10 protein-coding genes are annotated in these 12436 nt (G+C 70.5%); 7 read left to right on the forward strand and 3 right to left on the reverse strand.

Translation table 11 applies throughout. From position 1 onward, the window contains the following. Positions 1-10 precede the first annotated feature (10 nt). Entirely contained in the window at positions 11-688 is a 678-nt protein-coding gene (locus ACN20J_RS38050) for an AIM24 family protein (RefSeq protein ID WP_189841343.1), read from the forward strand. A 107-nt stretch (positions 689-795) separates the two neighbouring features. On the opposite strand, the gene ACN20J_RS38055 is transcribed toward ACN20J_RS38050, so the two are convergent. The 3 genes from ACN20J_RS38055 to ACN20J_RS38065 all read right to left on the reverse strand — a co-directional run bounded on the left by ACN20J_RS38055 (position 796) and on the right by ACN20J_RS38065 (position 4232). Then, positions 796-2268: a hypothetical protein gene (locus ACN20J_RS38055; RefSeq protein WP_189841344.1), complete on the reverse strand. Its 1473-nt coding sequence runs from the start codon at positions 2266-2268 to the stop codon at positions 796-798. Positions 2269-2300: 32 nt separating this feature from the next. Continuing rightward, positions 2301-2858: a hypothetical protein gene (locus tag ACN20J_RS38060; protein ID WP_189841345.1), complete on the reverse strand. Its 558-nt coding sequence runs from the start codon at positions 2856-2858 to the stop codon at positions 2301-2303. Positions 2859-2966: 108 nt separating this feature from the next. Next, positions 2967-4232: a cytochrome P450 gene (locus tag ACN20J_RS38065; RefSeq protein ID WP_419669026.1), complete on the reverse strand. Its 1266-nt coding sequence runs from the start codon at positions 4230-4232 to the stop codon at positions 2967-2969. 219 nt (positions 4233-4451) lie between these two features. On the opposite strand from ACN20J_RS38065, the gene ACN20J_RS38070 reads away from it, so the two are divergent. The 6 genes from ACN20J_RS38070 (at position 4452) to cyc2 (ending at position 12296) form a co-directional block, all read left to right on the forward strand. Then, a complete protein-coding gene (locus ACN20J_RS38070) occupies positions 4452-5441 on the forward strand; it encodes an ABC transporter substrate-binding protein (protein WP_419667652.1) in 990 nt (329 codons plus the stop codon). Positions 5442-5464: 23 nt separating this feature from the next. Then, positions 5465-6253, forward strand: a complete 789-nt coding sequence (locus tag ACN20J_RS38075) for an ABC transporter permease (protein WP_259333673.1) — start codon at positions 5465-5467, stop codon at positions 6251-6253. Positions 6254-6511: 258 nt separating this feature from the next. After that, entirely contained in the window at positions 6512-7303 is a 792-nt protein-coding gene (locus ACN20J_RS38080; RefSeq protein WP_419667653.1) for an ABC transporter permease, read from the forward strand. Next, positions 7300-8997 carry a benzoylformate decarboxylase gene (gene mdlC, locus ACN20J_RS38085; protein ID WP_419667654.1) on the forward strand — a complete coding sequence of 566 codons (1698 nt, stop codon included), beginning with the start codon at positions 7300-7302 and terminating at the stop codon, positions 8995-8997. The genes ACN20J_RS38080 and mdlC overlap by 4 nt, the downstream gene beginning before the upstream one ends. A gap of 9 nt (positions 8998-9006) precedes the next feature. After that, positions 9007-9753 (forward strand): ABC transporter ATP-binding protein, encoded by a 747-nt coding sequence (locus ACN20J_RS38090; protein WP_189845548.1) that lies wholly within the window; start codon positions 9007-9009, stop codon positions 9751-9753. A gap of 356 nt (positions 9754-10109) precedes the next feature. After that, the gene (gene cyc2 / locus ACN20J_RS38095; protein WP_189845547.1) at positions 10110-12296 is read left to right on the forward strand and encodes a germacradienol/geosmin synthase Cyc2; all 2187 of its coding nucleotides are present in this window, start codon (positions 10110-10112) and stop codon (positions 12294-12296) included. The last annotated feature ends 140 nt before the right edge of the window (positions 12297-12436 follow it).

Below are 12436 nucleotides of genomic sequence, written 5' to 3' on the forward strand. Positions count from 1 at the left end.
GGATGCCCGCATGAAGGGTGATCTGTTTTCCAGCGAGTACATGGTGCAGCCGGCCACTGCGGCGGGCATGAGCGTCGAGAACGCCAAGTCGATCAAGTACGCCGTCAACGGCGAGATGCTCGCCCGGCAGGGCGCGATGATCGCCTACCGGGGCAGTCTGCAGTTCGAGCGCAAGGGCCAGGGCGTCGGCGGCATGCTCAAACGGGCCGTCACGGGCGAGGGGCTGGCGCTCATGGCGGTGCGCGGGCAGGGGGAGGCCTGGTTCGCGCACGAGGCGCAGAACTGCTTCATCGTCGACATCGACCCCGGTGACGTCTTCACCGTCAACGGCCGCAACGTCCTGTGCTTCGACGCCTCGCTGAAGTACGAGATCAAGACGGTCAAGGGCGCGGGCATCACCGGCGGCGGGCTGTTCAACAGCGTCTTCACCGGACACGGCAGGCTCGGCCTCGTCTGCGAGGGCAACCCGCTGGTCATCCCGGTCTCGCCGCAGTGGCCGGTGTACGTCGACACGGACGCGATCGTCGGCTGGACGGCCAACCTCCAGACCTCACTGCACCGTTCGCAGTCCATAGGCTCGATGATCCGCGGCGGCTCCGGCGAGGCCGTGCAGTTGATGCTCCAGGGCGAGGGATACGTCGTCGTACGGCCGAGCGAGGCGACACCGCAGAAGGCCCAACAGCACTGATACGGGCCCTTGTCGGGGCCGCTCGTGGCTGTTGGACCTTCCGGGGTGGGGGTCGGTTGGGCGCCTGTTCCTTCACGGCCCGGGAGCCGGCCGGTCCACCGGCCGGCCTACGTCGTGGCCCGTCGGCGGCGCCACAGCACCGCGGCGGTGCCGGTGGCGAGCAGCGCGGCGGTGCCGGCCGCGGCGGGCAGGAGCACATCGGTGCCAGTCGAGGCGAGCGACCCGTCGCCGGTGGTGTCGAGCGAGCCGCCACCGGTCGTGGTCTGCGCGCCACCGCCTCCCGTGCCACCCGCGCTGTCTCCGTCGGCGCTCGGACCGTCGACGGGAACGGTGGTGCCGGAGGAGCTCGGGTTGGCGCCCGGGTCGGAGTCACTGGGTGACGGCTCGGGCGTTCCGTCCGAAGGGCTGGGCGAGGCCGGGTCCGAGGGCGAAGGCGACTCCGGGTCGGACGGTGTCGGCGACTCGGAGGGCGAGGGTGGCACCGGCGCGCGGAACACGGTGAGCGAGGCGTCGGACGGGCTGCCGACGAACACCGAGTCGCCGCCCGGCGTCACCGCGACGGACGAGCTGCCCAACTGGCCGTTGACGCCCGGCAGTTCGGCGCCCATGTCGAGGTCCTTGAGCGTCGCCGTGTCGTACACCGCGAGCTGCCCCACGCCGTCCCCCTCCTCCGGCGGGTTGCCCCAGTCCTGCCACACCGCGAACGCCCGGTCGGAGCGCGGGTCCACGGCGACGTCCGCGATGGTGTCACCGGGCTTCGCGTCGAAGGAGGCGGCCAGTTTGCCGGAGGCGATGTCGTACGCCTCCAGCACCGTGCCGCGCCCCGCCCACAGCACTCCGCGCCCGGTGTCCCACTCCAGGAAGGACACCGCGGCACCGGCGCCGAGCGGGATCTCCTTGCCGTCCGGCGTGAAGTCGGCCGAACTCACCCTGCGCAGCACGCTGTTGGTGTTGTCGGTGACCCAGATCTGCCCGGCGGAGGTGTCCACGGCGAGCGGACCGCCGACGGCCGGCAGGGTCAGCGAGCGCTCCACGGCCACCGAGGTCTCGCCGACGGTGACCTCCTCCAGTTTCGTCCCGCGTACGACCACGACCGTGCCGGCCTTCGCACCGGCCTTGGCCTGCGTGATCGTCGTGCCGGTGAGCCAGCCACCGCGGCCCGCCGCGTCGCCGTCCTTCACGGCGGCGATCCCGCGCAGCCCGACCAGGTAGTGCACCCCGTCGCCCGGCAGCGGCCCGGCGAGCCGTTTGCCCGGAAGCTGGGCGGGCGCGCCGGTACTGCCGGGGGAGGTCTTCACCCAGTTCAGTACGTTCCCGGCGGCCGGGTCGACGACATAGACGCCGGCCAGGCTCCCGCCCGTCGTACCGGCGACCGTGTCGGACCCGACGTACAGCTTCCCCGACTCGGGGTGTACCAGCAGGTCGAGCGGTTTGCCGACGGTCGTGAGGCGGGCCGTCTGCTCGTACCCGTCCGTGCCCGGCGGGTCGTCGGCGCCGACGGCGGGTGTGCTGACGACGACGGCGGTGAGGACCACCGCCGTGATGCCCACGAGGGCGCCCGCCGCCCGGGGGCGGAGCACATCACTCCGCCCCCGGGTTCTGAGAGGCGCGGTCACGAGAAGGTGACCGGGATGTAGACGTCGTACGAGCGGGTGCCGCTCGCCGTGTGGTCGGCGCGCGTCACGATGGCGCAGTCGACGTCCGTGCCGCAGACCTGGCCGGTGGCGATGTTCGGGTTCACGTGCACGCTGACGTTGAAGGAGCCGCCGGAACCGTAGGTGGAGCTGTTCGCGACCGTGCCGCCGCCGAAGTTCGACACCCAGTGCGAGGCACCCGTCGTGCCGGACTGGTCCGCGCCGCCCAGGCAGGGGGTCGGCCGGGAGGTGTACGTCGACGGGTCGCCGGGCACGACGCCCTCGGGTATCACGCACAGGCCGACGTATACGCCCTGGATGGCGTTGTAGCCGCTGCCGGAGACGGTGATGTTCTGCCCGGCGGCCGACAGGGCGTCGGGGGCCGTCAGTGACAGGTTGTACGTCGTTCCGCTCACCGTCACGGACCGCGTGGCGGTGGCTGCCGAGGCGGAGGTGGCGAGCCCGACCGTCAGCGCGGCGGCGGTGGCACCGACGGCGGCGATTCGGGTGGCGCGGGCGAACACGGCGGATCTCATGGGTAGTTGGCCTTTCGGAGGCGAAAACCACTTAGGTAAGGCAAACCTAAGTTGCAGGTCAATGGATCGTCAACCCGCACCTCATGGAGTTCAGCCGAACCGGCCGGCTCAGGCCACGTGCAGCGGCAGCGACTTCAGGCCGTTGATGAAGTTGGAGACGAGCCGCCGGGGAGGCCCGGCGACGCGCGGCGGCCCGGGCAGGGCGCGCAGCGCCTCCTCGTACAGCACCCGCAGCTGCAGCCGGGCGAAGTGCGCGCCCAGGCAGACATGCGGTCCGTCCCCGAAGGAGACGTGCGGATTCGGCGTACGGGCCAGGTCCAGCCGGTGCGGCTCGGCGAACACCCGCTCGTCGTGGTTGGCGGAGGCGTGGAAGACCACCACCTTGTCCCCGGCGCGGACCGGCGTCCCGGCCAGCTCGGTGTCGTGCACGGCCGTGCGGCGGAAGGTGAGCACCGGCGGGTGCCACCGCAGGAGTTCGTCGACGGCCGACTCCAAGTCGACGGCACCGGCGCGCAGTTGGACGTACGCTTCCGGATGCCCGGCCAGCGCCAGCAGTCCGCCGGGAGCCGCGCCGCGTACCGTGTCGTTGCCCGCGACCGTCAGCAGGAAGAAGAACATCTCCAGTTCCGCGGTGGCGAGTTCACCGTCGGCGGCGAGCACGGTCATGACGTCGTCACCGGGATGCCGCCGCTTGTGGCCGGCCAGCTCACGGGCGTACGCGAACATGTCCCGCAGCGCCGCCGGTGAGCGCGGGTTGACCGGTCTGCCCACGGCGTCGAGCACGGGCGGGCCCGCCTCGTCCGGGTCCTGGTAGCCGATGACCCGCTGGGTCCAGTGCAGCAGCAGCCCGCGGTCGCTCTCCGGCACACCGAGCAGATCCGCCAGGTTGAGCAGCGCGTAGTCGTCGGTGACATCGGTGATGAGGTCGCACGTGCCGTCGTTCTTACGGGCGGTCGCCACCGCCTGCTCGAAGAGCGAGCGGGCCCGGGTGCGGGCGACCGACGCGAAGTGGTCGACGCGGCGCGGGGTGAACGCCCGGCTGACGAGACGCCTCAACCTCCCGTGTCCCGGCGGATCCTGATTGAGCATCATCCGCCGGATGAACGGCAGGTCGTCCGGATCCGGATCCCGGATCTGGGTCGCCCCGAGATACGAGGAGTACGTCTCCGAGTCCTTCAGGACCCGCACCACATCGGCGTGCCGGGTGACCGCCCAGAAGCCGGGCCCGGCCGGCCAACCGAGCACCTCGTGCTCCTGCTGCCAGGCCACGGGATGGTGGTCGCGCAGGACGCGGTAGGCGGCGTGGGGGACACCGGCGGCGTACTGCCGGGGGTCGAAGACGTCGGGAACGGCGTCGGGGATGGCATTGGCGATGGCATCGGGGACGGTGTCCGGGCCGGGTTCCCCGGCGGGTGGCGGCGTCGCTCGTGAGGTCACGCCACCACGGTGACCGGGCCGTGGCGGCGCGGCAAGGGCGTGCGAAGCGACTCTCCCCGGCCGGCGGCGCGAATGTGCTTTCGCACTCTCCCGAGGGCCGCCGGAACGGCGCATAAGTGTGTGGTGATCACGTCAAGTCGGGGGCATCATGCGCGCATGCCGACGCGCCGAGCCCCCTTCCGTACGGGAAAACCGACCGTTGTCGCGATCGCCCTGGTGATGACTCTGGCGGCCTGCGGCGGCGACTCCGACGACTCCGATTCCGGTAACGCCGGGGGCAACGGGCTGGAGAGGTCGAGCATCACCGTCGCCGCGCTCCCGCTGGCCGACGACGCCCCCCTCTACATCGCGCAGGACCGGGGCCTGTTCAAGAAGGAGGGCCTGGACGTGCGCATCCAGCCCGTCCAGCAGAGCATCCAGGCACTGCCCGCGCTGTCGAAGGGGCAGGTCGACGTGATCGCGAGCGCGAACTACGTCACCTTCCTCCAGGCCCACGAGAAGGGCACCCTCGACCTCCGCATCCTCGCCGAGGGGGCGCGGGTCGCACCGCACATGATGGACGTCCTCGTGCCCCAGGACTCGGACATCAGGAGCATCGCCGACCTCAAGGGCAAGAAGGTCGCCGTCAACATCCTCAACAACATCCAGTCACTGACCCTGAACGCGATCCTCGACCAACAGGGCGCCGGCCGCCCCGAGTACCGGCAGATCGCCTTCCCCCAGATGGGACCCGCCCTGGAGAAGGGACAGGTCGACGCCGTCCACGCGGCCGAGCCCTTCAACAGCGCCATCCAGAACGACCTCAACGCCCGCGTCCTCGTCGACGGCGGCTCCGCGCCCGTGGAGTCCATACCGATCAGCGGCTACGTCACGACCCGCGGCTACGCCTCCGAGAACCCCAAGACCGCGGCGGCCTTCAAGCGGGCCATCGCGGAGGCCGCGCAGATCGCCACGCAGGACCAGAGCGCCGTACGCGAGGAGTTGCCCAAGTACGCCAAGGTGACCGCCGACCAGGCCGAGTCGATCCGCCTGCCTTCCTACCCGACGACGACGGACGTCACCCAGCTGAGCCGCCTCACCGAACTCATGAGGAAACAGGGCCTGTTGAAGAAGGCGATCGATCCAGGAACGTTGCTCGTCAAGTGAGCCAAGTGAGCCAAGTGAGCCAAGTGAGTCGAGCGGGGAGGCGTCGTCAGGATCTGCTGCTCGGTGCGCTCGGCGTGCTGCTCGCCTTCGGAGTGTGCGAGGCGGTCGGCCGGGCCGGTCTTGTGCGTCGCAGCTATCTGCCGCCCGCGTCCGAAGTCCTGGTGCGGGCCGTGGAGTTGGCGGGCGATCCGGTCTTCCTGGACGGGGTCGGAGCCACGGTCCGGGCCTGGGCCCTCGGTCTCGGCCTGGCCTGCGTGATCGCCGTTCCGCTGGGTCTGCTGCTCGGCAGCGTGCCCGTGGTCGACGAAGCCGTGCGAGCGATCGTCGAGTTCCTGCGGCCCATGCCGTCCGTAGCGCTGATCCCGCTGGTGTCCCTGCTCCTGGGTTCCGGTACCGAGACGAAGGTCGCCCTCATCACGTACGCCTCCGTCTGGCCCATCCTCTTCAACACCGTCTACGGCCTCGGCGAGACCGATCCCCTGGCCAAGGACACGTTGCGTGCCTTCGGCTTCGGGCGTCTCTCGGTGCTCCTGCGGGTCGAACTCCCCGCCACCGCGCCCTTCATCGCCGCCGGACTCCGCATCTCCGCCGCCATCGCCCTGATCCTCGCCGTCGCCACCGAGATCCTCGCGGGCTTCGGCGAGGGCCTCGGCATCTTCATCGCCCAGTCCGGCCTGTCGACGGACGGCACGCGGGACGTGCTCGCGGGGGTGGTGTGGGCCGGGGCCCTGGGGCTGGTCATCAACAGCGTGCTGGTGTGGGGGGAGAGGAGGCTGTTTCCTTGGACGCCGGAGCGTCGGGGGGTGCGGTGAGGGGGGCGGGCTTTTCCTCGCCCCCGCCGCCCCTACCCATTCCCGTCCCTTTCTGGGGGCTGCCGCCCCCAGACCCCCGCATCGCGCTACCGCGCTCGTCCTCAAACGCCGGACGGGCTGAGTGTGTCGGCCCGGGCTGCGGAAAATCCAGCCCCTCCGGCGTTTGAGGAGCGGGGGTTCGGGGGCGGAGCCCCTGAGTAAGGGACGGGAATGGGTAGGGGCGGCGGGGGCGAAATCCAAGGACGGTGAGGTCGGTCGATGAGGGGCGGTAAGGCGGCGCGCAGCGCACTGCTCCGGTGGGGCGTGCTCGCCGCAGCAATCGGCGCCTGGCAACTCGCCACCCGCACACACCCCACCGTCTACTTCCCGCCACCCACAGAAATCGCCCGCCACACCCACAACCTGTGGTTCTCGGGCCCACCCACCCACGCCTTCCTCACCCCGGAGGCAACGGAAAACATCCTCCCCAGCCTCGCCCGCATGACAACAGGCTTCGCCCTCGCCGCAGCCGCAGGAATAGCGATAGGCACAGCCCTGGGCCGCTCCCACCGCGCCTACGCCCTCTGCAACCCGGCCCTCCAGTTCGCCCGAGCGATCCCACCCCCGGCCCTGGTCCCCGTCTTCGTCGTGATCTTCGACTTCGGCACCCAGATGCAACTCGCGTCGATCGTCTTCAGCGCCATCTGGCCCGTACTGATCAACACTGCGGAGGGAGCCCGCAACACAGACCCCCTACGCATCGACGTGGCAGCCGTCCTGCACCTGACCACAGCGCAACGACTCTGGCTCCTGTTCCTGCCCTCGGCCCTCCCACGCATCTTCGCGGGCCTGCGCCTGAGCCTCTCCCTCTCCCTCATCCTGATGGTCTTCTCGGAGCTGCTGCCCGGCACGGCGAACGGCATCGGCTTCACACTCACCGACGCCCAGTCGCGCTCCGACCTGCTGACCGTGTGGGCCGCGCTGGTGCTGCTCGGCGCACTCGGATACGTACTCAACACCGGCCTGTTGGCGGTCGAGAAACGACTGCTGGGCAAAGGGAGGCCTGCATGAACCCGAACCCGAACCCGAACCCGAAGTCGATGCCCGGTCCCGGTCCCCTGCCCGTGCCGGACACGGGATCGGCCCGCTCGGTAGAGACCGTCACCGTCCTTGAAGCCGTCATCCGGTTCTGCCGCGACACCGGCATGACCACCGTCTTCGGCAACCCGGGCTCCACGGAACTACGCATGTTCCGCGACTGGCCGGACGACTTCACCTATGTGTTGGGACTACAGGAATCCGTGGCCGTGGGCATGGCCGCAGGACACGCACTGGGCACGGGCCGCGCCGCCCTCGTGAGCCTCCACTCGGCGGGCGGAGTGGGCCACGCCCTGGGCGCCGTCTTCAACGCGTACCGCGACCGCGTGCCCCTCGTGATCCTGGCCGGCCAGCAGTCGCGTGCCCTGACCCAGCTGAGGCCGTTCCTGGGAGCAGACGACCCCGTACAGTTCCCGCGCCCGTACGTGAAGTCGAGTCGCCAGCCGGACCGCGCGGCCGACGTACCCGCAGTGCTCGCCGAGGCCCACCGCCTCGCCATGTCGCACCCGCGCGGCCCCGTCTTCGTGTCCGTCCCCGAGGACGACTGGGACCGGCCGGCCGCGCACGTCGAACCGCGTACGCTGCACGGCGGGTTCACCGCCGACGCGGGCGCCCTGTCCGCCCTGGCCGCGCGCCTGGACACCTGCGAGCGGCCCGCGCTGGTCGTCGGCCCCGGCGTCGACGACGAGCACGCGACCGCCGAGGTCCGCGCCCTCGCCGAACGCACCCGCGCCGCCGTCTGGATCAGCCCGATGTCCGGCCGCTCCGGCTTCCCCGAATCGCACCCGCTCTTCCAGGGGTTTCTGCCACCCGCGGCCGACCGGTTGGCGGCCTGCCTGGAGGCGTACGACGTGGTGGTGGCCCTGGGCGCGCCCCTGTTCACGTACCACTTCCACACGGAGAGTCCGCCGCTGTCCGCGCGTACCGAGCTCTTCCACCTCGACTGCGACCCCGGGCAGGCGGTCTGGCTGCCGACGGGCACGAGCATCGTCACGACGCTGAAACCGGCCGTCGGCCAACTGGCCGCGCTGGTACGGGAGTCGGACCGCAAACCACCGCCGTCCCGCCCGGCCCCTCTGCCCGCCCGTGCTCCCGGCCTAGGCCCGATCACCCCGGAGCTCGTACTCGACCTGCTCCAGGAGCGACTGCCTCGCGACCGTGTCCTCGTGGAGGAGACACCCAGCCATCGCGAAGCGCTCCACGCGCGCGTGCGCATCGAATCGGCGGGCGGGTTCCTCACCACCGGCAGCGGTGCGCTCGGCTGGGGACTGCCGCTCGCCGTGGGGCGCGCGCTGGCCGACCGGCGGCGGGTGGTGTGCCTGGTCGGTGACGGCTCGGCGCTGTACTCCGTGCAGGCCCTGTGGACCGCCGCGCGCCATCGGGTGCCCGTCACCTACGTCCTCCTCGACAACGGCGGATACGCCGCCGTACGCGCCCTCGGCCGCCGCATCGACATCGCACCCGTGCCCGGCACGGACATCGGGGACATCGATTTCGCCCGGGTCGCGACCGGCTTCGGCTGCCCGGCGGCGTACGTGGAGGAGTCCGCCGACCTCCCCGCCGCACTCGACCGTGCGCTGGCCGGACACGGTGACGACGACGGGCCCTTCCTGCTCCATGTCCGGGTCGACGACGGCGTGTTCGACTCCGACTCCAGGGACAGGTGACCGCCCCGCATGCTCCGTCTCGACTCGCTCGGCCAGCGGTACGGCGATCATCCCGTCCTGCACGACATCACGCTCACCGTCCCCGACGGCCAACTCCTGTGTGTCGTCGGGCCGTCCGGGTGCGGCAAGTCGACGCTGCTCCGCACCATCGCGGGGTTGCAGCCCGTGGGGGAGGGCTCCGTCAGCGTCGACGGGGAGCCCGTCACCGGTGTGCCCGACCGGCTCGCCGTCGTCTTCCAGGACTACGGGCGGTCGCTCTTCCCCTGGCTCTCCGTCCGGGAGAACGTCGCCCTTCCCCTGCGGCGGCGGGGCCTCGGACGGGCCGAGCGGCGGGACGAGGCCGAGCGGATGCTGGAACGGGTGGGGCTCCCCGGTGTGGGGCGCCGCCACCCCTGGCAGCTCTCCGGCGGGATGCAACAACGTGTCGCGATCGCCCGCGCTCTCGTCTGCCGCCCGTCCCTCCTCCTCATGGACGAGCCCTTCGGCTCCCTCGACGCCCAGACCCGCGAGGACCTTGAGGACCTGCTCCTCGAAGTGCACCAGACCGAGGGTCCGACGATCGTGTTCGTCACCCACGACATCGACGAGAGCGTGTACGTCGGCGACCGCGTCGTCGTCCTGTCCTCCGGCCCCGCCTCCCGGATCGTCCTCGACCTCCCCGTCACCTTGCCCGGCAAACGCGACCAGATCGCGACGCGGGGGTTGCCGGAGTTCGTGGGGTTGCGGGCGGAGGTGGGGAGGGCGGTACGGGGGTGAGGGGGCAGACCTTTCTTCGCCCCCGCCGCCCCTACCCGTCCCGTCCCTGGGGGCTGCCGCCCCCAGACCCCCGCTATCGGCCTGAACGGCCTCGTCCTCAAACGCCGGACGGGCTGAAGGTGTCGGCCCGGGCCGCAAGGTATTCAGCCTCTCCGGCGTTTGAGGAGCGGGGGTTCGGGGGCGGAGCCCCCGAGTAAGGGACGGGAATGGGTAGGGGCGGCGGGGGCGAAGAAGAAGGCCCCAAGCAACAGCACACCTTTCCCCGAACCGCCCCCAGACACTCACCCGTTCACGCGATGGTGCGATCATGTGCCGCCGTACGGATGCCCGTAGGAGGCCGCGGGTAGGGCCGGGCCATGACGCAGCCGTTCGAACTCCCGCACTTCTACATGCCGTACCCCGCCCGACTGAACCCACATCTCGACGAGGCGCGAGCCCATTCGAGCGAGTGGGCGCGCGGAATGGGCATGCTGGAGGGCTCCGGCATCTGGGAGCAGTCCGACCTCGACGCACACGACTACGGCCTGCTGTGCGCGTACACGCATCCGGAGTGCGACGGCCCGGCCCTCTCGCTCATCACCGACTGGTACGTGTGGGTCTTCTTCTTCGACGACCACTTCCTGGAGACCTTCAAGCGCAGCCAGGACCGCTCCGGCGGCAAGGACTACCTGGACCGGCTCCCGCTCTTCATGCCGCTCGACCTGTCGACCCCGGTGCCGGAGCCGCAGAATCCGGTGGAGGCCGGACTCGCCGACCTCTGGGCGCGCACGGTCCCCTCGATGTCCCTGGGCTGGCGCAAGCGGTTCGCCGAGTCCACCGAGCATCTGCTCAACGAGTCGATGTGGGAGCTGTCCAACATCAACGAGGGGCGGATCGCCAACCCCGTCGAGTACATCGAGATGCGCCGCAAGGTCGGCGGCGCCCCCTGGTCCGCGGGGCTCGTGGAGTTCGCGACGGCGGAGATCCCCGAACCGGTCGCCGGTTCGCGGCCGTTGCGCGTGCTCATGGAGACCTTCTCGGACGCCGTGCACCTGCGCAACGACCTCTTCTCCTACCAGCGGGAGGTCGAGGACGAGGGCGAGTTGAGCAATGGCGTGCTCGTCCTGGAGACCTTCTTCGGCTGCACCACCCAGCAGGCCGCCGACACGGTCAACGACATCCTCACCTCGCGGCTGCACCAGTTCGAGCACACGGCGCTCACCGAAGTGCCCGCGCTGGCCCTGGACAAGGGCCTCACGCCGGACGAGGTACGGGCGATCGGCGCGTACGCGCAGGGGCTGCAGGACTGGCAGTCGGGCGGCCACGAGTGGCATCTGCGGTCGAGCCGCTACATGAACGAGGGGGCTCTCGCGACCTCACCGCTCAGCGGCCTCACGGGTCCCGGCACCTCCGCAGCCGACGTCGGGGCGCTGCTGGCATCGGCCGGTGCCGAGCGGCTGCGCGCGTACACCCATGTGCCGTACCAGAAGGTGGGACCCTCCCAACTCCCCGATTTCTACATGCCGTTCCAGGTCCGGCTGAACGCCGATCTGGACGGGGCCCGGCAGCGCATCACGCCGTGGGCCCACAGCATGGGCATCCTGGAGGAGGGCGTCTGGGACGAGGACAAGCTCGCCGCCTACGACCTGCCGCTGTGCTCGGCGGGCCTCGACCCGGACGGTACGCCGGAGGCCCTGGACCTCAGCGCGCAGTGGCTCGTGTGGGGGACGTACGGCGACGACTACTACCCGATGGTGTTCGGGAACCGGCGTGACGTGGCCGCGGCGAAGCTGTGCACCGAGCGGCTCTCCGCCTGCATGCCCCTCGCGGGCGAGGAGATCCCGCCCCCGGCCAACGCGATGGAGCGCGCCCTCGCCGACCTGTGGCGGCGTACGACGGCCACGATGCCCCTGGAGGCGCGCCGCACCTTCCGGGCCTCGGTGGACGTGATGACCGAGAGCTGGGTGTGGGAGCTGTCCAACCAGCTCCAGCACCGCATCCCCGACCCCGTCGACTTCCTGGAGATGCGTCGCGCCACCTTCGGCTCCGACCTCACCAAGAGCCTGTGCCGTCTGGGCCACGGCCCGGCGGTGCCTCCCGAGGTCTACCGCAGCGGTCCGGTCCGTTCGCTGGAGAACGCCGCGATCGACTACGGGATGCTCATCAACGACGTCTTCTCGTACCAGAAGGAGATCGAGTACGAGGGAGAGGTGCACAACCTGATCCTCGTCGTGCAGAACTTCTTCGGCTGCGACTACCCGACGGGACTCGGCGTCGTCCATGACCTGATGACCCAGCGCATGAAGCAGTTCCAGCATGTCGCCGCCAACGAGTTCCCTCTCCTCTACGAGGACTTCCAGCTCTCCGACGAGGCCCGCGCGATCTTGGAGGGCTATGTCGTCGAGCTGCAGAACTGGATGGCCGGCATTTTGAAGTGGCACTACGACTGCCGCCGTTACGGGGCCGCCGACCTGGCCCGCCGCGCCCACGGCTTCGTACCGGGACAGCTCCCGGGCCTGCCGTTCGCCACCACCTGGCAGCGTGGCTCGACCGCGGTCCTGTGACGGCACAGAAGAACCTTCACCTTCCGTATCCGGTTTCCGAAACTTCTCGTACGGAACGGGGCATTCAGGCAACTATCGGTGCGATGCCGGGAGTCTTCCGGGGTGAGGGAACAGACCACGGGACACGGGGGTGTTCGAAC

The sequence above is a fragment of the Streptomyces sp. 2-1 genome (assembly GCF_048564895.1).
GTDB classification, from domain to species: domain Bacteria; phylum Actinomycetota; class Actinomycetes; order Streptomycetales; family Streptomycetaceae; genus Streptomyces; species Streptomyces phaeochromogenes.